General features: G+C 36.3%; 17 protein-coding genes. 15 read left to right on the top strand and 2 right to left on the bottom strand.

Annotation, left to right across the window (positions count from 1 at the left end):
- Nucleotides 1–35: 35 nt before the first annotated feature.
- From U5B17_RS06390 to U5B17_RS06360, 7 genes are all read left to right on the top strand, one after another.
- A complete protein-coding gene (locus U5B17_RS06390; RefSeq protein WP_430804520.1) occupies nt 36–665 on the top strand; it encodes an IMPACT family protein in 630 nt (209 codons plus the stop codon).
- A gap of 41 nt (nt 666–706) precedes the next feature.
- Nucleotides 707–4,282 (top strand): N-6 DNA methylase, encoded by a 3,576-nt coding sequence (locus U5B17_RS06385; RefSeq protein WP_430804519.1) that lies wholly within the window; start codon nt 707–709, stop codon nt 4,280–4,282.
- Nucleotides 4,245–4,772, top strand: coding sequence for a restriction endonuclease subunit S (locus U5B17_RS06380; protein WP_430804647.1), 528 nt, complete (start codon nt 4,245–4,247; stop codon nt 4,770–4,772). Before U5B17_RS06385 ends, U5B17_RS06380 begins: the two co-directional genes overlap by 38 nt.
- A gap of 48 nt (nt 4,773–4,820) precedes the next feature.
- A complete protein-coding gene (gene lgt, locus U5B17_RS06375) occupies nt 4,821–5,789 on the top strand; it encodes a prolipoprotein diacylglyceryl transferase (protein WP_430804518.1) in 969 nt (322 codons plus the stop codon).
- 102 nt (nt 5,790–5,891) lie between these two features.
- On the top strand, nt 5,892–6,596 hold the full coding sequence (locus tag U5B17_RS06370; RefSeq protein WP_430804517.1) for a fumarate reductase cytochrome b subunit: 705 nt from the start codon (nt 5,892–5,894) through the stop codon (nt 6,594–6,596).
- Nucleotides 6,597–6,613: 17 nt separating this feature from the next.
- On the top strand, nt 6,614–8,602 hold the full coding sequence (locus U5B17_RS06365) for a fumarate reductase flavoprotein subunit (RefSeq protein WP_230057034.1): 1,989 nt from the start codon (nt 6,614–6,616) through the stop codon (nt 8,600–8,602).
- Nucleotides 8,595–9,314 carry a fumarate reductase iron-sulfur subunit gene (locus tag U5B17_RS06360; RefSeq protein WP_430804516.1) on the top strand — a complete coding sequence of 240 codons (720 nt, stop codon included), beginning with the start codon at nt 8,595–8,597 and terminating at the stop codon, nt 9,312–9,314. Before U5B17_RS06365 ends, U5B17_RS06360 begins: the two co-directional genes overlap by 8 nt.
- A 136-nt stretch (nt 9,315–9,450) precedes the next feature.
- Here U5B17_RS06360 and U5B17_RS06355 read toward each other — a convergent pair whose 3' ends face one another.
- Entirely contained in the window at nt 9,451–10,815 is a 1,365-nt protein-coding gene (locus U5B17_RS06355; RefSeq protein WP_430804515.1) for an OprD family outer membrane porin, read from the bottom strand.
- A gap of 198 nt (nt 10,816–11,013) precedes the next feature.
- Between U5B17_RS06355 and U5B17_RS06350 the strand changes: the two genes are divergently transcribed.
- The gene (locus U5B17_RS06350) at nt 11,014–13,119 is read left to right on the top strand and encodes a dynamin family protein (protein WP_430804514.1); all 2,106 of its coding nucleotides are present in this window, start codon (nt 11,014–11,016) and stop codon (nt 13,117–13,119) included.
- Nucleotides 13,112–14,956 (top strand): dynamin family protein, encoded by a 1,845-nt coding sequence (locus tag U5B17_RS06345; protein ID WP_430804513.1) that lies wholly within the window; start codon nt 13,112–13,114, stop codon nt 14,954–14,956. The genes U5B17_RS06350 and U5B17_RS06345 overlap by 8 nt, the downstream gene beginning before the upstream one ends.
- Nucleotides 14,957–14,962: 6 nt before the next feature.
- Here U5B17_RS06345 and U5B17_RS06340 read toward each other — a convergent pair whose 3' ends face one another.
- Nucleotides 14,963–15,208, bottom strand: a complete 246-nt coding sequence (locus U5B17_RS06340; protein ID WP_430804512.1) for a SelT/SelW/SelH family (seleno)protein — start codon at nt 15,206–15,208, stop codon at nt 14,963–14,965.
- A gap of 94 nt (nt 15,209–15,302) precedes the next feature.
- Here U5B17_RS06340 and U5B17_RS06335 point away from each other — a divergent pair, with 94 nt between their 5' ends.
- The 6 genes from U5B17_RS06335 (at nt 15,303) to dnaE (ending at nt 22,847) form a co-directional block, all read left to right on the top strand.
- Complete coding sequence (locus tag U5B17_RS06335; RefSeq protein WP_430804511.1) at nt 15,303–15,860, top strand: DJ-1 family glyoxalase III; 558 nt, start codon at nt 15,303–15,305, stop codon at nt 15,858–15,860.
- 53 nt (nt 15,861–15,913) lie between these two features.
- Nucleotides 15,914–16,771 carry a phosphoribosylaminoimidazolesuccinocarboxamide synthase gene (locus U5B17_RS06330; protein ID WP_430804510.1) on the top strand — a complete coding sequence of 286 codons (858 nt, stop codon included), beginning with the start codon at nt 15,914–15,916 and terminating at the stop codon, nt 16,769–16,771.
- 230 nt (nt 16,772–17,001) lie between these two features.
- Nucleotides 17,002–17,247, top strand: coding sequence for an RNA-binding regulator (rbp, locus tag U5B17_RS06325; protein WP_430804509.1), 246 nt, complete (start codon nt 17,002–17,004; stop codon nt 17,245–17,247).
- 111 nt (nt 17,248–17,358) lie between these two features.
- Nucleotides 17,359–18,210: a glutamate--tRNA ligase family protein gene (locus tag U5B17_RS06320; RefSeq protein WP_430804508.1), complete on the top strand. Its 852-nt coding sequence runs from the start codon at nt 17,359–17,361 to the stop codon at nt 18,208–18,210.
- A 78-nt stretch (nt 18,211–18,288) separates the two neighbouring features.
- Nucleotides 18,289–19,176, top strand: a complete 888-nt coding sequence (locus U5B17_RS06315) for a DMT family transporter (protein WP_430804507.1) — start codon at nt 18,289–18,291, stop codon at nt 19,174–19,176.
- Between the two features lie 53 nt (nt 19,177–19,229).
- Nucleotides 19,230–22,847 (top strand): DNA polymerase III subunit alpha, encoded by a 3,618-nt coding sequence (gene dnaE / locus U5B17_RS06310; protein ID WP_430804506.1) that lies wholly within the window; start codon nt 19,230–19,232, stop codon nt 22,845–22,847.
- Nucleotides 22,848–22,865 lie beyond the last annotated feature (18 nt).

Here is a 22,865-nt window from a genome sequence, read left to right as displayed (position 1 = left end):
ATTTGCTACAATTGCAGAAAATTTAAGGTATTTTTTTGAAAACGATAGATAAAATTTATAAAATTCAAACCGAGATAAAAAAGTCAAATTTTTTGGCATTTTTATGTCCGATTAGCGATTTTAAAGCACTTCACGAATACTTAAAGAGCGAGCATCCAAAAGCTGTTCATATAGTTTGGGCTTATAGAGAGCTTAATAAATATTCTCAAATCGTTGAAAACCAAAGCGATGATGGCGAACCAAAAGGCACAAGTGGACAGCCAAGCCTTGCTGCTTTGCGTGGGGCGGAGCTTATAAATGTTGGCGTTTTTATAGTGCGATATTTTGGGGGTATAAAGCTTGGCACTGGTGGTCTTGTAAGGGCTTATGGTGGTGCTGTAAATCTAGCTATAAATGAAGCAAATTTAATAAAATTTGAGATAAAAGATGAGTGTGTGTTTTTTACGCCTTTTTCGCTTATGAGCCGTTTTGAGCATTATTTTACTAGCCAAAATTTAAGCGAATTTACACGCGAATTTAACGAAAACGGCGCAGTATGGCAGGCTAAATTTAACCAAGCCGAGCTTATGAAATTTTATGACTTCGCTCACATTTTTGAGCAAGAAAATTTTAGTTTTCTTACATTGCCACTTAGTGCAAAGGCTTGTTTTAATCGCAATTTTTAGCAAATTTATTATAAAATTATCAAAAATTTTAAGGCATAGTCATGATAACAAAAGAAAATTTAAAAGATGTATTGAAAAAACTGAATTTCAAGCCAAATTCAAATGAAACAAAATTTAAAAAACATTATCAAGATAGTGATAAAATCTTTATAGAAGTTGATTTTAAAAACTCAAAAATTATATACTCTCCGATAGACAATAGCTTTAAAGAAAAAGAATTCCCAAGCTTAACAAAGCCAAGCAACGGCATAATTATTCACAGAAATACAACAACAAATTTCAATGCAAAAGAAAATTTTGTCTGCCTTATTTGTATGGATAATCTTCTTGCAAAAGGCTATAAGCCACAGCACATTATCATTGAACCAGCAGTAGAAGTAGGGCACGTCAATAAGCCGTCATACGGCGATATAATGGTATATAACGAAAACTATGAACGGCTTGTATTAATAGAAAATAAAACTTACGGAAGCGAATTTAGCAAAGAATGGAACAATATGCAAAAAGACGGAGGACAGCTATTTTCGTATCTACCTTCACTTGGAAGTTTTGAGTATGTCTGCCTTTATGCGGCTGACTTTGACCACGACGAGATCATTTACAACTGCCACCTTATCACGCTTAAAGATAACGAAGAGTATCTAAAAACACAAAACGCAAACATTAAACAAGACAAAGATAAAAAGCCATATTTTAAAGACGCTAAAAACAAAAGCGAGTATTTTAAAGTTTGGAATGAAAGCTATCAAATGGCGATGAATACAAGAGGTCTTTTTGAGTCTGACATCGCAGCATATAAAATCGGTAAAGAAAAATATACGCTAAATGATCTAAACAAAGTCCCATACTCAAATATTCGCGCGATTTACAACGAATTTGCAACTATTTTACGAAACAACGCCATAGGAAACTACGAAAATACATTTTATATATTAGTCGATCTATTTTTATGTAAGATAATTGATGAAAAAAATATGCAAAATGGCAAAAGTGATGAGTTAAAATTTTACTGGAAAGGTTTTGGATACGATAATCCTCTTGATTACTGCGACCGATTATTAGAGCTTTATGCACAAGGCAAAAAAGAGCTTTTTGAAGTTGATGTCGTAAATATAAGCAAAGGCAAAATAGATGAAATTTTCAACACCAAGCAACGCTACAAAGGAGAATTACACGATGAAATAGACAGACTTTTTAAAGAACAAAAATTTTATAATATCAAGAAATTTAACTTCATTGAGGTTGAGAACAAGCAAGAATTTGACCTAAATTTCAAAGTCCTACTTCACATTGCAAGTCTTATCCAAGATATTTACATAACCAAAAGTGAAAACAATCAATTTCTAGGAGATCTTTTTGAAGGCTTTTTAAACCGCTCAATTCATCAAACAGAAGGTAGATTCTTCACGCCAACGCCTATCACAAATTTTATTATAAACTCACTTCCAGAATTTAACGCTGGTTCAAAAATTTTAGACTACGCTTGTGGAGCTGGACACTTTTTAACGGAATTTATCCAGCATAATGAAAATTGCAAAATTTATGGCATTGAGAAAAATAAAAACTTATCTATGGTCGCTAAAATCGCCACCGTCTTTTATGACAACAAAAATGAGGCTAAGATCGTATTTCAAGATGCTTTAAGCACGTGTGATAACACAAAAGACTATGCAAAATACTTTAAAAACGACACTTTTGATCTAATCATCTCAAATCCACCCTACTCTGTAAAAGGTTTTTTAGAAACGCTTTTGCAACAAGATAGAAAAAATTTTACACTTTTAAGCAGTGTAGATGAAACAAGTTTTGATAAAAACAACGCCATTGAGTGCTTTTTTATCGAGCGAACCGCACAGCTACTAAAAAATGGCGGTTATTTCGCCCTTGTCCTGCCAAGCTCAATACTAAATAAAGGCGGAATTTATGAAAAAACAAGGGAAATTTTACTACAAAATTTCGATATTTTAAGTATCGTCGGACTAAACTCACGCACATTTGGTTCAACAGGCACACAAACCGTCATCATATTTGCTAAAAAACGCGAGAAAAACGCTAATGACTTAATTAGTTGCTTTTTAGATGACAAATTTCAAACATCAAACGAATTTGAAAACCATGCTATTATTCACAAATATTGCGAATTTAAAAATTACGATTATAAAGATTTTGTTAAATTCTTAAAAGATGAAAACCTAAGCCAAGAACTAGCAAAAACACAAACATTTGCAAACTACAAAGCAGAATTTGAAAACACAAGCTCAAAAAGTAAAGAATTTAAAAAAGAGCCAATGACAAAAACAAAGCAAGAGCAACTTTTTGAAAATTCATCATTTTTTAGCAAAAATCTAAGCAAAACAAAGGAAAAGGAAAAATTTAACGAATTTTTAGCAAGTGATGAATTTGGCAGCTTAGAGCAAGACTTTTACCAAGAGCAATTTATAAAAAAATGTAAAATCATAGAGTTACAAAAGCTAAAATTTTACATATTCACACAAAACAATGAGCTTTTACTCATAAAAAGCCCAGAGGACAAAAAACAAGACACAAGCGGAGGAAAATCAAAAACCAACAAAGATGAGATAGTTAAATTCTTAGGCTATGATTGGAGCAATCGCAAAGGTGATGAAGGCATAAAATACATCACAAATGTAGCAGATGAAGGCGAATTTAAAGAAAATAAAGATGACAGCGACGATGAGAAAAAAGAAAAGGAAGCTCTGCGCAACATAAACTCTGTAAAATTTATCCAAACACCACTTTACAATCCGCAAAACAAAGATGACAAGAGTAAAATTTGCTATGCTATAAAAAGTTTTTTTAATAATAATTTATCAAACGCGCTACTAAAAAGCCTAGACTCAAACAACCCAAATTCCTACACTATCTCAAAAACTAGCTTAATAAATTTGATAGATTTTGAAAATGCCAGTTTTGACAAAGTGATAAATTTAAGTACCAAAAGCAAGGTGGAGATAGTTAGTAAATTTCCGCTTGTGAAGCTTGAAACTTTAATAAAAACTATCGAGACTGGCTCACGTCCAGTTGGTGGTGTTGGAAATTTAAATGATGGTGCATTAAGTCTTGGTGGCGAACATATACACAATACAAATGGCGTAATAAATCTAGTAAATTCAAAATTTGTAAGCGTTGAATATTACGAAGCAAATCCAAAAGGCAGATTAAAACAAAATGATATTTTACTATGCAAAGACGGAGCTTTAACTGGTAAAATTGCACTTTTAAGAGATGAATTAAATAACAAAAAAGCAATGATTAACGAACATATTTTTATACTTCGAACAACTGATTTAAATATACAAAAATATGTTTTTTACTTTTTATATTCTCCGTTAGGTCAGCAAATTTTAAAGCAAAATATCACAGGTGCAGCACAAGGTGGCTTAAATTCTACAAATTTAAAAAATATCAAAATTCCATTTGATCAAAAAGCTGCCACTAAAATCGTAGCCGAATGCGAAAAAGTTGATAATGAATTTAAGACAATCCGAATGGAAATCGATGAGTTAAAAACCAAAATGAGTGAAATTTTTGCTAAGTTTGGCATAAGTTTTGAGACAAATGAGGGGGGGGGGGTACGAGCTAATACTAATAAGTGAGATTTGTAATGAAATTTTTGCCGGTGGAGATAAACCGCAAGTTTTTTCAGAGCAAAAAACAGAAATTTGCAATGTTGCAATCTATGCCAATGCCGAAAAAGATGATGGTTTGTATGGCTGGACCAATCAAGCAAGAGTTCAAAAGCCTAGCATAACAATATCGGCTCGTGGGACAATAGGTTATGTAAGTTTAAGGAATGAACCATTTTTTCCAATTGTTAGATTAATAGTTATAACACCAAAACCTACAATTTCAATTAACTATTTATATTATGCCTTAAAGGAAAAACATATTAATGGAAACGGCGCAAATATACCACAATTAACCGTGCCAATGGTAAAAAATATAAAAATCCCACTCCCACCGCTTCAAACCCAACAAAAAATCGTCGCCGAGTTTAAAAATTTAGAGAGTGAAATTTCAAAACGCGAGCAAAGACTGGCAAACCTGCAAGGTGCATACGCACAAATTTTAGAGCGACATTTATAAATTTAAGCCATTTATCTGTAAAATCCCATAAAAATTTAAGGCAGATAAATGGAAATTTGGAACAACATCTACAACCACTTTGATCCCGTCGCGTTTAGCGTGGGCGGATTTAACATGCATTGGTATGGCATAATGTATGTTTTAGCGTTGCTAATCGCGTTGGCTATGGCAAAATTTTTTGCAAAACGCGATAGCTATGCTATCAGCGATAAGCTTTTAGATAACTACTTTTTTTGGGTCGAAGCGGGCGTTATACTAGGTGCTAGGCTTGGCTGGGTGCTTGTGTATTCAGGCGAAGCGATGTGGTATTTAACCCAGCCGTGGCAAATTTTTAACCCATTTACTAACGGCGAATTTGTAGGAATTCGCGGTATGAGCTACCATGGTGCGGTTGTTGGATTTTTAGTGGCGACTATTTTATTTTGCAAAAAGTATCCAGCCAAAAACGAAGCAAACTTACAAAATAAAATTACAGACCAAAGCAAATCACAAATCACAAATCACAATGCTATAAATTCAGAAATTTTAGCTACAACAACTACCAAAAACGAAGCAAAAACAACTACCAAAAAAGCTAAAATTTCAACCCAAAAAGAGGGTGTAAATTTATGGCAGTTGCTTGATCTTTGCGCTCTTGCTATCCCATTAGGATACTTTTTTGGTCGTATTGGAAATTTCTTAAACCAAGAGCTTTTTGGTCGCGTTACAGATGTGCCTTGGGGGATAAAAGTGCTTGGCGTTATGAGACATCCAAGCCAGCTTTATGAAGCGATACTTGAAGGAGCTGTGGTATTTTTGGTACTGTTTTTTTACCGAAAATTTAAAAAATTTGATGGCGAGCTTATCTGTCTTTATGCGATGCTTTATACGCTAGCTCGCTTTGTATGCGAGTTTTACAGAGAGCCTGACTTTGGGCTTGGATTTATATTTTTTAACCTTTCTATGGGGCAAATTTTATCTATTTTGATGTTCTTAATGGGGACTTTTGTTTATATTGCATTAAAAAAGCGTATTTAATTATTATTAAAGTATATCTGATGTAAAATTACTTTACAAATTTAGATTTTTAACTTAATATATAAATAAGTTTCATCTAAACAAATCAACTAAGGAGGGCTCATGAGTGAGCTTATAGAAGGCTTTTTAGGCAAGAGGGTCGACACGAAAAAGAGTCGCCTGCCTGCACTTTGGGACAGATGGCAAAGTATCACGGGTTTGATTTTAGCCTGTTTTATCTTGTGCCATATGGTTTTTACTTCAACTATATTACTTGGCAAGGACGCATTTAACGCCGTTGTCGGTTTTGCTGAGGCAAAATTTTTATTTGGCGAAGCTACATGGTGGATCACTAATGTCATAGCTGCTGTTATATTTGTTATTTTCATCACGCATGCATTTTTGGCGATGAGAAAATTCCCTGCAAACTATAGACAATACAAGATGTTTAAAGGTCATAAAGATCGCATAAAGCACGCCGATACAACACTTTGGTGGTTTCAGTTTTTAACTGGTTTTGCACTATTTTTCAGTGCAAGCGCTCACCTTGTGGATATAGTTTTTGGTGGACATATTACGGCTGATAGCTCGGCTGAAAATTTTGCTACACTTGAAATTTTTTACCTTGCGTTACTTGTATTTATGGTAGTTCATGCAGGCATAGGTATGTATCGTTTGTATGTAAAATGGATAAGTATTGATGGCATAAGCAAGCATGAGATGTTTGAGAAGAGAAAAAAAGCAAAATTTATAATTTTTGCCGTATTTGGGACGCTAGCTGTAATCGCATTAATAGCTGATTTCGTCTGGATCGGCCTTAGTCATTGATGGATAGGAGCTAAAAGATGAATGTAAAATATTGTGATGCATTGGTTATTGGAGGCGGTCTTGCTGGGCTTAGGGCGGCAGTTGCTGCTGGCGAAAAGGGTCTAAGCACTATCGTTTTAAGTCTGATACCAGTAAAAAGAAGCCACTCAGCAGCCGCACAAGGCGGCATGCAAGCCTCTTTGGGTAACTCAAAGATGAGTGAGGGCGATAATGAAGATGTGCATTTTGCAGATACTGTAAAAGGTAGCGACTGGGGTTGCGATCAAGAAGTTGCTAGAATGTTTTGCCAAACTGCACCAAAAGCTATCCGCGAGCTTGCAGCTTGGGGAGTGCCTTGGACGCGTATAACAAAAGGCGAGAGAAGTGCTATCATAAATGCACAAAAAACAACCATTGTTGAAAAAGAAGAGGTTCATGGACTTATCCACTCGCGTGACTTTGGTGGTACTAAAAAGTGGAGAACTTGCTATACAGCTGACGCTACTGGACACACTATGCTTTTTGCTGTGGCAAACGAGGCGTTAAAGCATAATGTTGAAATTCACGACCGCAAAGAGGCTATTGCACTTATTCATGAAAATAACCGCTGTTATGGTGCTATCGTGCGTGATTTAGTAAATGGCGAGATAACAGCCTATGTATCAAAGGGAACGCTAATAGCCACTGGCGGATATGGTAGGGTGTATAAGCACACTACAAATGCTGTTGTTTGTGAGGGTATCGGTGCAGCGATCGCGCTTGAAACTGGTATAGCTCAGCTTGGCAATATGGAAGCAGTGCAGTTTCACCCAACGCCTATCGTTCCAAGCGGAATTTTACTAACAGAGGGATGTCGTGGGGATGGCGGAATACTTCGCGATGTAGATGGTTATCGCTTTATGCCTGATTATGAGCCTGAGAAAAAAGAGCTTGCAAGTCGCGATGTCGTAAGTCGTCGTATAATGGAGCATATAAGAAATGGTAAAGGAGTAAAAAGCCCTTATGGTGAGCATGTTTGGCTTGATATTTCGATCCTTGGCAGAGAGCATATAGAAAAAAACCTACGCGATGTTCAAGAAATTTGTCAAATTTTTAACGGTATCGATCCAGCAGATGAAGGTCCAAAAGGATGGGCACCGATACTTCCTATGCAACACTATTCAATGGGCGGCATAAAGACAAAACCAAATGGCGAAAGCCCGACACTTGCTGGACTTTTCAGTGCTGGCGAAGCAGCGTGCTGGGATATGCATGGATTTAACCGTCTTGGCGGAAACTCTGTTTCTGAAACCGTTGTTGCGGGCATGATTGTAGGGGATTATTTTGCTGAGTATTGTGCTACTCACGAGGTTGAGATAAAAACTGATAGTATCAAAAAATTTGTCGATAAAGAGCTTGATTATATGAGCGAGCTAGTAAATAAAGATGGCAAATTTAATGTCTTTGAGATAAAAAATAAGATGAAAGATATTATGTGGGAGCATGTTGCGATATTTAGGACCGGTGAAGGTCTTGCAACTGCTGTTAGAGAGCTTGAAGAGCTATATAAACACTCGCTTGATGTTAAGATCACAAACAAAACACTATTTGGCAATCCAGAGCTTGAAGAAGCTTACCGCGTTCCAAAAATGCTAAAACTAGCACTTTGTATCGCAAAAGGTGCGCTTGATAGGACAGAGAGTCGTGGGGCACATTACCGCGAGGATTATACAAAACGCGATGATTTAAACTGGCTAAACAGAACGCTTACAAGCTGGAAAGATGGCGATACTATGCCTACTATCACTTATGAGCCACTTGATATAATGAAGATGGAAATTCCACCAGCATTTCGTGGATATGGTGCAAAAGGAAATATCATAGAGCACCCAGATAGTGCTGTTCGCCAAGCACAAGTTGATGAAATTCGTGCAAAAATGGAAGCCGAAGGTAAAGGCAGATATGAGATCCAAAATGCCCTTATGCCTTACGAGCTTCAAGAAAAATACAAAGCACCAAACGAAAGAGCAGGTATAGGATATGAGTAGAAAAATAACAATTAGAGCGTTTAAATACAATCCGCTTAGTAAAATTTCAAAGCCACATTTTGCCACTTATGAGCTTGAAGAAACACCAGGGATGTCGCTTTTTATCGCATTAAATATGATAAGAGAGAAATTTGATCCAGATCTAAGCTTTGACTTTGTTTGTCGCGCAGGGATTTGCGGTAGCTGTGGAATGCTCGTAAATGGCACGCCAAAGTTGGCGTGTAGAACGCTTACGAAGGATTATGATAGTGGTGTTATCGAGCTTATGCCACTTCCTGTATTTAAGCTACTTAAAGATTTAAGTGTTGATACTGGAAACTGGATGAATGCCATGAGTAAGCGTGTAGAAAGCTGGATACACACAGATCATGAGCCTGAGATATCAAAACTAGAGGAAAAAGTTGAGCCAGAAGTGGCACAAGAAGTCTTTGAGCTTGATCGCTGCATTGAGTGTGGAATTTGCGTGGCTGCATGCGGAACGGCTATTATGCGACCTGATTTTATCGGCGCTGTGGGGCTTAATCGTGTGGCTAGATTTAAAATCGACGCACTTGATAAGCGCACTGACGAAGACTTTTATGAGCTTATCGGCGATGATGATGGCGTGTTTGGCTGTATGAGTTTGTTAGCGTGCGAGGATAACTGCCCTAAACACCTACCGCTTCAAAGCCGCATAGCCTATATGCGTCGCAAGATGGCAGCTCAAAAATAACTTCATAAGGGGAGCTTTTGGCTCTCCTTTTTAAATTCCTACCCTTCAGTAAATTTTCACAAACATCGATAAATTTTAAATTTTTATGGATAAATTTTGCAGTAAAAAAAAGAGAGACCGAAGTCTCTCAGTGGATTTAGTTAAGTAGGCTAAATTTGTAAGCTACTTTTACCCATAACTCTTGTGTATCTTTTTCTGTCTTAGCGCCTGTTGCAGAGTAGTTCTCTCTGGTTGCAGATGTGTAAGTTACATTTGTGCTTAGACCTTTAACAAACTCGCTTGCGTTATAACCTAGCTGGACTGAGTAGCCCTTGATGTCCATTTTTTCGTTAGCTTTTGTTAAATATGTAGCTTTTGACTGAGTGCCTTGCTTGCCCTTCATAAGGTGCAGATCCAAGCTTAGCCCTTTTGCGCCAACCGCACCGAAGTTGTAGCCAAGCTGAACTTTGTGCGTGTCCATGTTAGCATAGCCAGTCCATTGATATGGTCCAAAAATAGGTAGCATAGTATAAGATACTGCCCCATTTCCTGCACCAAAAACTAAGTCGTCATTGCCCATTCTTGTATAGGCATAAGATGCGCTAAATCCATAAAGATCTGCAAGTCTTACGCGAAGACCTAGCATATCGCCATCTAAATTTGCCTTATCCATCCAGCCATCAACTCTTGAGCCCTTATAATTTACATCAAACCCAAGCTTGAAATTTGATACAGGCACAGTATAGCTAGCCTCTGCAAAGATTAAATTTACATCGCTTTTTCCATGATTAGCAAAATCCTTTGCTGGCAACATACCCTTTGTCGGATCAACATCTGTTACCAAGCCATAAGCAGCTGTAAGCTTTAGTCCTTCGATAGACTTGTTTGCAACTGCCGCTGTAAAGATGTCATCAAACTCAAATGCCACTGGTCCAAGACCACCAAGTATTACCCTATCTCTAAATAGCGGTGCGCCAGTATCGTTTGAGCCAGTTGCAACTTTACTTCTGCCTTGAAATTTATAAAACCAACCAGCAAAAAGCTCAGTATTTGGTATATCTTTATTTGTGATACTAACGCCCTCAAAAGCCTCTTTAAACGCTCTTGTTGGATTTCCAGCGACAACTGGACTGCCTACATACTGGCGACCAGCTTTTATATCAGTCTTACCGAGAGTATAGCCAAGATACGCTTCGCTAAGCACAAAACCATTTGCGTACCACTCTTTGTTTGACATAACTTTTGCATTGTCATCAGAATCTAAACTTCCCCAGCCCTGACCAGTTAAACCAACTCTAAATCCATAAAGTGGATCAGTTACATAGCCAAGCTCCAAACCAAAGCCTAACAAATTTTCGTTATAATACGGACTTCTCTCATCCGTATAATCAGTATAGTGAGCTTGAACTGTACCAGTTAGCTTACCTTTTGTAAACGCTTCAGCAAGCGTATCCGCCGCATTTGCAACGCCTAAACTGCCAAGAGTTAGCGCAGCAACCAAACTAAGTTTACCTAGTTTCATTAAAACTCCTTTGAGAAAAATATTAAAAATTTCTAAGATATAAAAATTAATCTTATAATTTTTTGTAAATTGCATTATATCATATGATTTTTGATTTTTTACAAAATTTTTGATAATTTCATAATATTTTCGATTTATATATGCTTTTTAAGCCAAAATGCTGTAAAATCGAAGCTAAATTAAAGTTAAGAGTGAGAAATGCGTGAGTTTTTAGATAGGTTTTGGCAGCATTCAAAGTTGGTTTTAGACAAAAATAAGTCTTTAAGTTTTGATGAAAAGCTTTTGGCTGTTGTATTAGCAACAAATGAGGAAAATTTTGATAGATTTATAGCATTAAAGGAATTTAGGCAAATTTTACAAAAGCTTGGGCTAAAAGCTGATACTTTTAGTGTGCAAAGTGCGCAAATATCGTCTTTAAACTACTTAAAGCAAGGTAAAATTTCTGCAACAAAAATTATAAAATCACTTGAAATTTTAGAAAAAGAGCTTATTTTAAAGAGTGAGGATTTTTTATATCTAAAAGAGCTTATAATGCAAATTTCAGACCAAAACGAAAAAACCAGCACACAAGATACAAAAAATACAGATTTTTTTCATGATAAAAAAGAAAGATTAGATAGCCTTTATATGCAGCTGCTAAACAGTGCGAGTCATTGCCAAGAAAGGCTAAAAGAGCAAAAACAAAAGATAGATGAGTTAAAATTTACAGTCGTGGTTACTGGGGTCATAAACGCTGGTAAATCAAGCCTACTAAATGCTCTTTTAGGCAAAAAGATACTAGGCACTTCAAATGTTCCAGAAACTGTAAATTTAACTATCCTAACGCACTCATATAAGCCATTTGCCAAAGTCAGTTTTTGGAGCGAGAGCGAGCTAAACGAGCTTGGTATAATCCCAAAAATTAGCCACAAACAAGCCGAAATTTGCATTGATACCAACGAGTTAAAAAACTATACTTCAGCTAAAAATAATCTAAGCGAACTTGTAAAATGCGTAACCTTATACGAAGATCTTGATCTTGTGCGAGATAATATCCATATCGTTGATACGCCTGGCATTGATGATGCTGTGTTTTTAAGAGAGCAACTCGTGCGTGAATATATGAGCGAGTGCGACATGATGGTACATCTTATGAATGCAAGCCAAAGTGCAAGCAAAAAAGATATTGAGTTTTTACTGCACTCTATCAAAAACTCTCACATCGCTCGCCTTTGCATAGTTCTAACCCACTCTGATATGCTTGCAGAAAAAGAGCTAAACGAAGTGGCAAACTATACTATAAAAAGCATTTATAAGGCATTAAACGATGCTAATCTTGACGAAATTTCAAAGAGCTTAAACATCTTTGTTGTGAGCTCAAAAAGATTTGAAGAAGGCAAAAACAATAGTGGCGTACAGGAATTTAAGGCATTTTTATATGAGACATTTTTTGGAGAAAATAACCAAAAAGCAAGCCTAGCAATAAAAGCATATCAAAACGAATTAATCCAAATTTGCACCTTTGAGCTAGCTAAAATCGAGGAAAAACTGCTAATCTTACTTAGCTCAAGCAACGAAGTAAAAGAGAAAATTCTGCACTCAAGTAAACTTTTAAACCAGCTTGAAAACCGTAGTAAAAACATAGATGAACTAGCAAAAACAGAACTTGCAAAGCTTGATATTAACGCACTTGACACTAGTTTTAAAACTGCCTTAATACAGCTTGGCACAAATGCCAAAGACAAACTTTTAAATGAAGTTGCCTATGCTAAAAAAATCAGCAAGATGGACACAAAAAGAGCAAACTACATACTACAAACTACACTAAATGACGGCATTTTATCTCTTGCTCGTCAAAAACGCAACGAGATACTGGCCCTCATAAACTCATGCACTCAAACTCTGATGTTAAATTTTACCGAACTAAATTTGCAAAACCAAAGCGTCATTTTTAACATAGGCGAATATATGACTGCACAAAACATCAAGCTTGATTATGCAAAGTTGTTTGAAAAAATAGCAAAAAACCTAAACACAAAGGAACTTGAAAATACACTAAGTGTGGCATTAAGTGAATTTTTAGAAAATGAAAAACTAAGTCATTTTGTATCAAATCTAGCAAATCTTGAAAAAGAGAAATTTAGAGCAAATTTAACTACTAAACTAGCCGAAGAGCTTACTAGACAAAGGCAAAAGCTTCATGAGCTAAATGAGTGTTCAAGCCTACTTGCTAGACAAAATAATGAAATTTTACAATTAAGCGATGAACTAAATGCAAAAAAGGTAAAATTTAGCGACATTTTAAAGGAGTTAAAAGATGCTTAAAAGCTTTGTAGATGCTTATAAAAGAGAGTATTTTAAGCTATTTTCTAATGACTTTTATGGTCAATTTAAGCGCTTTGAAAACGCTCTTTTAGAGCCTAAATTCCACCCCAGTTCTGAGCTTAAAAGTGAGTTAAAGCGCCTTGATGCTTTTATACAAAATCAAGTGAGTATAGCCATCATAGGACAGTTTTCAAGCGGAAAATCAACTTTTATAAACGCCCTTCTTGGAGCAGAAATTTTGCCGACTGGTGCAACGCCAGTTACCGCAAAAATAACGCACATAAGATATGGCGCGCAGCCTATTTTAAGAGTTTGCTATAAAAATGGAAGCCAAACGCTAAACAATATAAGTGAGATAGCAAATTTTGTCGATCAGCGTGTATTTAATGCTGATATAGACGAGCTTTGTATCTATGCGCCAAGCGAGATTTTAAAGCATGTAAATTTCATAGACACTCCTGGGTTAAACTCGCTTTCAAAAGATGATACAGAAGTTACAAAAGGTGTTTTAAATAGCGTTTGTGCTGTCATTTGGCTAAGCCTTATCGATAATGCGGCAAGGGCAAGTGAGCTAGATGAGTTAAGGCTTTTAAAAGATAAAAGCGCAATTTGCGTGCTAAATCAGATGGATAAACTCAACAAGACTGAGATAAAGCGTGTTTTATCACATGCAAAAATAACTTATAACAACAGCTTTGTCACCATTATCCCGCTATCAGCAAAGCAAGCTATAAGCGCCATCTTATCAAACGATCAAGCACTTTTAGAGCACTCAAATTTCAATGAAGTTTTAAAACAAATAAAGATAAATTTTCAAAATGATGAGCTAAAGCAAAATTTTGTTCTTAAAAAATGCCAAGAGCTAAGCGCACTTTGTGCTAGCCAGCACGACGAGATAGCAAGCATACATGACAAAGCAGCACAAATTTTAAATAAATTTGATGAAAACTTAAAAGCAAACCTTCAAGACATAAAGGGTGAGTTTTTGCCAAAAGTAGAACTTGCTTTTAAAGAGATAAAAGAGGTTGCAAAAGAGGTTACGGACGAAATTCTGTCAAGTCTAAAACCAAAAACCATGACGCGGTTTCAAAGCCAAAAAACTCTACTAAACTCCAAAAAAATAACCCCTCTTAAATATGAATTTTTAACTCTTGATAGTGATGAAATTTTTTCAAAGCTGATTTATAATGATGTGAAATTTGCTAAATTTTTACGAAGCTATAAGCGCGAAATCGCATTACTTGAAGCAGAACTAAAGAAAAAAATAGATGAGCTATACGATAAGCTTTTGTATGAATTTATGGTGTATAAATCTGAATTTGAAAACATAAGAAAAAGTGCTAATATACACTCAGATATAGAATTTGCAACACTTAGAACACAGTCTGGGCAAGTTTATGAGCTGTATTTGCGTGAGTTTGAGCTTGCAAAAATAGCCAAAATCCAAAAACTATCAATGTTTTTTGAAAAGTTGAATTTAAAAGTCGTCGCAAATTATGAAAATGCGATAAAAATAGCCGTCTATTTTTTCAAGGAGAAGATAGAAAATGCGCGTATTTCGCACGAAAAAGATCCTTTGCATTTTGCTCTTTTTATCCCTAGTGTAAATGAGACTTATGAGCGAGTTTTAACATCGCTAAATTTGTATGAGTTTGAAAACGAGATGCTCTCTCAAAGCTCTTTTTTAAACAAGGCTTTAGCCGAGCTACAAGGTGAATACCATGATATTTGCAAGCAAAAACTAAAAGAGATAAAAGAGCTAAAACTAAGACACGAGAAGTTAAAAGATGAGTTTTTAAAGATAGAATTCAAATTTGGGGCAAATGCCCCAAAATAAGCTTTATTAAGCGACTTTTGCCTTAATAAGGCGAGTTATCTCATCACCATGTGGGAAACGAGGCTCACTAGTTCCTATAAGGTCTTTTTTAGAAAAGACAATCTCTCCATCAACCTCAACGATGAAATTTCCACCGTCACCAATGACCTTCTCAACCTTGACACCATCGAAATTTTTAACAAGTTCATCTTCTACCCGAGAAGCTACAGGACGATAGTTTCAAGAGTTGCAGTAAGTGATTTTTACTTGCATCTTGCATCCTTTCTGCTTTTATAGCAGGTATATTTTATCCAAAATTTAATAAATAATTCTATAATACTAGAACAAATCTACAAAAGGAGCGATGATGAAAAAAGTTGTGCTATTTTTAGCTGATGGTTTTGAAGAAATCGAGGCCTTAAGTGTCGTTGATATTTTGCGTAGAGCCGAAATTTCAATCGTTTGCGTATCGCTTGATGATAGCGAACTAGTGCGAGGGGCACATGATATTTATGTTAAAAGTGAGTTAAGTTTTAGCCAGTTTAATCCAAACGAATTTGATGTTATCATCCTTCCTGGTGGGCTTCCTGGTGCTTTTAATCTAGCTAAAAACACGAGATTACTTGAAGTTTTAAGAGAATTTGATAAAGCTAATAAGATGATAGCAGCTATCTGTGCCGCACCTATGGTCTTAGCAGAAGCAGGAGTTTTAAAGACAAAATTTACTTGCTATCCTGGCTTTGAGAGCAACATAAAATGCGAAAATACAAGCTATACAGCTGAAGCAAATGTCGTAAAAGATGCTAACATTATCACATCTTGCGGTCCAGCTACGGCTATGGAATTTGCTCTATTTTTAGTAAAAGAGCTTTGTGGTGATGAGAAGTTTAAGAGTCTAAAAAGTGACTTACTTTTTAAAAACTAAGCAAATAAATGCTATAATCAGCCTACAAAATCACGCAAAAAGGGGATAAAACGATGCAATTTGCTCTTAAAAAAATTTACTCAGGAAAGGTTCGAGATCTTTATGAGATCGATGAAAAGCGTATGCTAATGGTAGCAAGCGACCGCTTGTCGGCATTTGATGTTATCCTTGATGATCCAATCCCAAAAAAGGGCGAGATTTTAACTCAAATTTCAAATTTTTGGTTTAAAAAACTATCACATATAATGCCAAACCACTTCACTGGTGAGAGCGTGTATGATGTATTACCAAAAGAGCAAGCAGATGCTATGAAAGATAGAGCTGTAGTCGTAAAACGCCTAACACCACTAAAGATCGAGTCTATCGTGCGTGGTTACCTAACTGGCAGTGGATTAAAAGATTATAAAAAAACTGGTATGGTCTGTGGCATTAAGTTAGAAGATGGACTTGTTGAAGCTAGCAAGCTGCCTGAGCCGATATTTACGCCATCAAGCAAGGCAGAGGTCGGAGAGCATGATGAAAATATCACTTATGAACAGTGCGAGAAGCTTATAGGCGCTGATATGGCAGCAAAAGTGCGTGAGGTATCTCTTAAGCTATATAAAGAAGCTGCACAGTACGCACTAAGCCGTGATATAATTATCTGTGATACAAAATTTGAGTTTGGACTTGATGAAAATGGCACACTAACACTAATGGATGAGGTTTTAACACCTGACTCTAGTCGTTTTTGGTCTGTTAGCACATACAAAGTGGGAACCAATCCTCCATCATTTGATAAGCAATTTATCCGCGACTGGCTTGAGGCTAGTGGCTGGAATAAGCAAGCTCCAGCACCAAAAATCCCAGATGAAATCATCGCAAAAACAGCCGCAAAATATCAAGAGGCACTTGATCTACTTACAAAATAATTTACCGAACTAGCCGTTTTGCATCTTTAACAAAATGGCTAGCCACTTCAGTTATGCATATTTTTTCAAAATTTTGCAATAAATATCTTAAAAATTTAACCTGACAAAAGCACTAAAACTGGGTAATTTGTAAAAAATTTAAGAATTTATCTAAAATTTTGCCTTTTTTTACAAAAATTTAGCTATCATTAAGGCAACCGATTTTTCGGAAAATTTTTTAAGGATTTCTTGTGAATATTTATGTTGGGAATTTGTCATACCGCATGACAGACGCAGAGCTTAGGGAGGCGTTTGCGCCATTTGGCGAGATAAAACGCGCTAAGATTGTTATGGATCGTGAAACGAACCGCTCAAAAGGCTTTGGTTTTGTTGAGATGGACGATGACGCAGCGGCTCAAAAAGCCATAGATGCGTTAAATGGTCAAGATGTTGGCGGTCGCGCTCTAAGAGTAAATGAGGCTCGCCCAAGAGACTAATTCCCTGCCGTCTTAGGACGGCTTTGCTTTTTTTGAGATAAGTTTTTGATAAATTATAAAGACTTATCTGAGAAATTTTCTCCTTTTTCTTTTTTGTATTTTAGGCTTTTTATGATAAAACAAAACTCCAAAATCATTTCAAGGATAGCACCTACTCCAAGTGGCTACTTGCACGCTGGAAATGCCCTAAATTTCATACTAACATATCTATACACAAAAGCACAAAATGGCATTTTACACCTTCGTATTGATGATTATGATACACAAAGATGTAAAGATGAGTATATACAAAACATCTTTGATACGCTCGAGTTTTTAGGGATAAACTATGACTTTGGAGCAAAGAGTGTGAGTGAATTTTGGCAAAAATTTAGCTTTACTCATCGTATGCAAAGCTACAAAACAGCCCTAAAAAGTCTAAATCATGAAACCTACGCCTGCCAATGTTCAAGAAATACTGCAAATGCCTATAAAAACGGCATATATACAAAAATTTGCAAAGACAAAAATTTAAGCTTTACAAAAGATAAAACAGCTATTAGAATTTGCACAGATAAGACAAGCAAGCTTGGCGCAGTAGTGGCAAGCCAGATGGGCGATCTTATACTTTGGAAAAAAGACGACACGCCTTCATATAATTTTGCTAGTGTCATTGATGATGAGCTTTTAGGCGTAAATTTGCTCGTTCGTGGCGCCGATCTAAAAAAGTGCTCTAATGCGCAACTTTACATAGCAAAAAGGCTAAATTTAGCCTTTGAAAATGCAAATTTCATACATCATGAGTTAATTATTCAAAATGGCAAAAAGCTCTCAAAAAGTCACGCTGCACCAGCTATAAATTTATGCCAAAAGCCGCAACTTTACTATCTACTTACAGCAAAAAGTCTTGGCTTAAAACAAACCTGTGCCAATAGTTTAGAAAACCTACTAAACGAATTTATAATAAATTTTAATCTTTTGTAATGCGTATTTCACGCACTTTAGTCTAAAATAAGAAAAAATTTATATAATACCACCTTTTAATAAAAATAAGGAAAAAAAATGAAAATGAGCGAAAACAAAGCAGACATAGGTATGATATTTGTTGCCATCGCCTTTGGGCTTGGCTATCTACCAACATCGTGGGCAATAGCCACAAATGGGGTATTTTCTGTGCTTTTTTGGCGTTTTTTACTAGCAACACTAATCGCTGGAGCAATATTTTTAAAAACACTAAAAACCGCAAGCATAGATGATATTAAATTTGGCATTATTTTAGGGCTATTTTTATTTGTCGGCTTTGTAAGCCAAACATTTGCATTTAGGCACGCAGCAAGCTCTTCAGTAGCCTTTATTATAGGACTTAATGTAGCTCTTGTGCCATTTATAGCAAGTGCGCTTTTTAAGCATAAAATTTACTCCTACGCCTACATAGGGATCATACTTGCGATCATTGGTCTTTATCTTATTGGAAACACACAAGTAGGCTTTGGGCTTGGCGAAGCGCTTGCACTTGTGTGTGCCACAGCCTACTCTTTTCACATCGTGCTTACAAATCGCTTCGTGCAAAACTGCAATCTCGTAAACATGGTATATTTTGAAATTTTAACATTAGTTTTTCTTTGTGCGGTTGCCATAGGCTTTTTTGATGGGGAAAATTTTGTGCCAAATATAGATAAAAACTTTATCATTTGTATGCTTATAGTTGGTGTTTTAGGTACAGCATTTGCTTTTTTTGCACAAGCTTTAATGCAAAAATTTACAACCCCTATAAAAACAGCGATATTTTTTACCCTTGAGCCAGTTACAGCTGGAGTTATGGGGTATTTTGTCGGAGCAGAACATCTAAGCAGCTATCAAATTTTGGGTGCTGGCTTTATCTTGCTTGGTGTTTTAGTAAGCGAGATAGGCTCATTTTTAAAGGCAAAAAATAGCCAGCATAAAAAATAAAGCGCCTTAAAAGAGAAAATTTGCTAAGATTTTGTCATTAAAAAAGGAATAAAATGAGCGAATTTACACATCTGCATCTGCACACAGAGTACTCTTTGCTAGATGGCGCAAACAAGATAAAAGAGCTTGCAAAAACACTAAAAGCTCAAGATGTAAAAAGTGTTGCGATAACCGATCATGGAAATATGTTTGGGGCTATTGACTTTTATCAAACAATGAAAAAAGAGGGCATAAAGCCCATCATTGGTATTGAAGCATATATCCATAACGGCGATGAGATAAGCGATAAAAGTACAAAACAACGCTTTCACCTTATACTTCTTGCTAAAAATGAGGTGGGCTATAAAAATTTAATGTATTTAAGCTCACAAAGCTATATCGACGGCTTTTACTACTATCCACGCATAAATAAAAAACTACTAAAAGAGCATAGTGAAGGTATAGTTTGCACGGCTGCATGCCTACAAGGCGAAGTGAGCTGGCATCTAAATTTGACTAGATTTGATAGAAAAACAAAACAAAAAGTAAAAAAAGAAGGCGCTGGTGGCTATACAAAAGCACTTGAAGTTGCACTTGAGTATAAAGAAATTTTTGGCGATGACTTCTATCTTGAGATCATGCGTCACGGCATAGGAGATCAGCGAAATATAGATGATGATATACTTCGTATAGCAAAAGAGACTGGAATTAAAGTCATCGCAACAAACGATACACACTATACTTTTAAAGAGAGAGCCGATGCGCACGAAGTTTTTATGTGTATCGCGATGAACAACAACCTTGATGACCCAAATAGGCTTAAACACAGCGTCCATGAGTTTTATGTTAAAACAAAAGAGCAGATGAATAAGCTATTTTTAGACATACCAGAAGCCATAGAAAACACTCAAGAGATTGCAAATAAGTGCAATCTCACGCTCAAGCTTGGTAACCCTACTCCACCAAATTTTAAATTTACTATCGAATACGCAAAAGAGCGTGGGCTTGAACTTCCTGAGCCAAATAACCGATACAGCTTTAAAAACGATGCTACACTTTTTGAATTTGAATGCAAAAAAGGTCTTGAAGAGCGACTAAAATTTGTTCCTACGCAACATCATGAAGAGTATAAAAAACGCCTTGAAACCGAGATAAAGATCATAAATAAGATGAATTTCCCAGGCTATATGATAATCGTTTGGGACTTTATAAATGAAGCTAAAAAACGCGGAGTGCCAGTGGGTCCGGGCAGAGGCTCTGCGGCTGGCTCTCTTGTTGCCTACTCGCTTAGGATAACAGACTTAGACCCCATACCTTACAACCTGCTTTTTGAAAGATTTCTAAACCCAGAACGCGTAAGCATGCCAGATATTGATGTGGATTTTTGTCAGACTAGACGAGGCGAAATAATCGACTATGTTACCGAAAAGTATGGGAAATTTAATGTCGCTGGCGTTATAACATTTGGTAAATTACTAGCAAAAGGTGTTATAAGAGATGTTGCAAGGGTTTGTGGTATGCCTTATGCTGAGGCCGATGCTATGGCAAAACTCATACCAGATGAGCTTGGCATAACGCTAAAAGATGCTTTTGAAAAAGAGCCAAAGATAAATGAACTTATATCGCGCGACTCAAATGCCTCTAGAGTTTGGAAATTTGCGCTTGATCTTGAAGGACTTAACCGTAATGCTGGTCAGCACGCAGCTGGAGTGGTTATCTCAAATGAAGAGCTATGGCACAAAACCCCACTATTTCGCCAGCCAAACAGCCCAGAAGATCACTATGTAACACAGTATAGTCTAAAATATCTTGAAGATGTTGATCTGATAAAATTTGACTTTTTGGGACTAAAGACGCTAACTGTTATTGATAACGCCATAAGACTTATAAAGGCTCGCACAGGAAAAGATATAATCTGGGAAAATATCGATAAAAACGACACTGGCGTATACAAGATGATACAAAGTGGCGATGCCATCGGTATATTTCAGATAGAAAGTGAAGGTATGCGAAAGCTAGGAACTAGCCTAAAGCCGGACTGCTTTGAAGATATTGTTGCGATGTTAGCGCTTTATCGCCCAGGACCTATGGAGAGCGGTATGCTTGATGACTTTGTCGCTAGAAAACATGGACGAGCACCGATAACATACGCATTTGCAGAGCTTGAGCCTATCCTTAGTCCAACTTATGGCGTCATAGTATATCAAGAACAAGTTATGCAAATAGTACAAACAATAGGCGGTTTCAGTCTTGGCGGAGCAGATCTTGTGCGCCGCGCCATGGGTAAAAAAGACCCTGAACTACTTAAGCAACAAAAGGATTTATTTGTCCAAGGCTCAGTAAAAATGGGCTTTAACGCACAAAAAGCGGGTGAACTTTTTGACCTTATCTTAAAATTTGCAGGATATGGCTTTAACAAATCTCACTCCGCCGCATACGCATATGTGACATTTCAAACAGCTTATTTAAAAGCCTACTATCCGGCTGAATTTATGGCAGCTCTTTTAACTAGCGAAGAAAATAACACTGATAAAATCGTACGCTACATAGATGAAAGCAAGCGCCTTAAAATAGATGTTTTAGCCCCTCATATAAATCACTCAGCAAAAGAATTTAGTGTTGTTAATATAGACAACAAAGCCAAAATAGTCTTTGGATTTGGAGCTATAAAAGGTGTTGGTGGGGCTGCGATAGAGAACATAAGAAGTGAAATAAAAACAGCTGGAGCATTTAAAAATTTAGATGACTTTGTATCAAGAGTTGATCCATTTAAAGTAAATAAAAAAGTGGTTGAAAGCCTTATAAAATCAGGTGCTTTTGATGTTTTTGAACTTACTAGAATGAGCCTGATAAACAACATAGAAAATATCTTAGAGGCTTGCAAAAACGCATCCACACTTCGCAAAAATGCAAAGGAAAGCCTATTTGGCGAAGATGAAAACATGAGCGATGTAAAAGTAAATCTAATACCAACCACTGCTGAGTTTAGCAAAAAAGAGATACTAAAATTTGAGCAAGAAATTGTTGGCATCTATCTTTCTGGGCATCCACTTGATGATTATAAAGAGCAAATTTCAAAGATAAACTACACCCAAAGTTCAGAGTTTGAAAATCTTGCTCAAAGCTCTGAAATCATGGTCGTTGGCAAGATAGAGGACTTTAGTACCCGCATTACAAAAAGTGGCAAAAAGATGGGGACTATAAATTTGCTTGACTTTCATGGAAATATCGAAATAGCTGTCTTTTCAAGCGAACTAGATGGAGTTGAAGAAATACTTAAAGATAGCGCAAAGCGAGAACTTCCTTATGCTTTTATAGTAAATTTACGCCGAGATGATCAGTTTTCAAGCATTAGCCTGCGTTCATTTATGAGCCTTGAAGAGGCAGCAGACTCTGACTTTAAAGCAAAAGAGATAAAACATAAAAACTACTCAAAATTTGAGAAAAAACAGCAAGAAGTAGCTAAAAAAGCCATTAGCGAATATGCGGTCTTGGAGCTTGTTTTAAACCTTGAAACACTTAGTCGCGACATCATCACACAACTTTATTTGCTAAGTCAAAAAGAGAGCAATGAACAAAACACTAAGCGCCTTGTCATAAAGATAAAAAAGAGCGAGCAAACATACATTTACGATACAAATTTTATCGTAAATGACGATTTTATCGCTAAAGCACAAAGCCTAGCAAGCTAAAACATATGAGCCTAGAAA

It is taken from the genome of Campylobacter australis (genome assembly GCF_050586305.1).
In the GTDB taxonomy this organism is placed as follows: Bacteria; Campylobacterota; Campylobacteria; order Campylobacterales; family Campylobacteraceae; genus Campylobacter_A.
Note: the sequence above shows the minus strand (reverse complement) of the source record. Positions and strands in the feature narration are given on the sequence as shown.

Coding starts and splice junctions, on each gene's coding strand:
- dnaE (WP_430804506.1), top strand. CDS start 19,230: ATGAGCGAATTTACACATCTGCATCTGCACACAGAGTACTCTTTGCTA.
- U5B17_RS06330 (WP_430804510.1), top strand. CDS start 15,914: ATGCAATTTGCTCTTAAAAAAATTTACTCAGGAAAGGTTCGAGATCTT.
- U5B17_RS06335 (WP_430804511.1), top strand. CDS start 15,303: ATGAAAAAAGTTGTGCTATTTTTAGCTGATGGTTTTGAAGAAATCGAG.
- U5B17_RS06360 (WP_430804516.1), top strand. CDS start 8,595: ATGAGTAGAAAAATAACAATTAGAGCGTTTAAATACAATCCGCTTAGT.
- U5B17_RS06315 (WP_430804507.1), top strand. CDS start 18,289: ATGAAAATGAGCGAAAACAAAGCAGACATAGGTATGATATTTGTTGCC.
- U5B17_RS06365 (WP_230057034.1), top strand. CDS start 6,614: ATGAATGTAAAATATTGTGATGCATTGGTTATTGGAGGCGGTCTTGCT.
- U5B17_RS06380 (WP_430804647.1), top strand. CDS start 4,245: ATGAGGGGGGGGGGGTACGAGCTAATACTAATAAGTGAGATTTGTAAT.
- U5B17_RS06355 (WP_430804515.1), bottom strand. CDS start 10,815: ATGAAACTAGGTAAACTTAGTTTGGTTGCTGCGCTAACTCTTGGCAGT.
- lgt (WP_430804518.1), top strand. CDS start 4,821: ATGGAAATTTGGAACAACATCTACAACCACTTTGATCCCGTCGCGTTT.
- U5B17_RS06370 (WP_430804517.1), top strand. CDS start 5,892: ATGAGTGAGCTTATAGAAGGCTTTTTAGGCAAGAGGGTCGACACGAAA.
- U5B17_RS06345 (WP_430804513.1), top strand. CDS start 13,112: ATGCTTAAAAGCTTTGTAGATGCTTATAAAAGAGAGTATTTTAAGCTA.
- U5B17_RS06350 (WP_430804514.1), top strand. CDS start 11,014: ATGCGTGAGTTTTTAGATAGGTTTTGGCAGCATTCAAAGTTGGTTTTA.
- U5B17_RS06385 (WP_430804519.1), top strand. CDS start 707: ATGATAACAAAAGAAAATTTAAAAGATGTATTGAAAAAACTGAATTTC.
- U5B17_RS06320 (WP_430804508.1), top strand. CDS start 17,359: ATGATAAAACAAAACTCCAAAATCATTTCAAGGATAGCACCTACTCCA.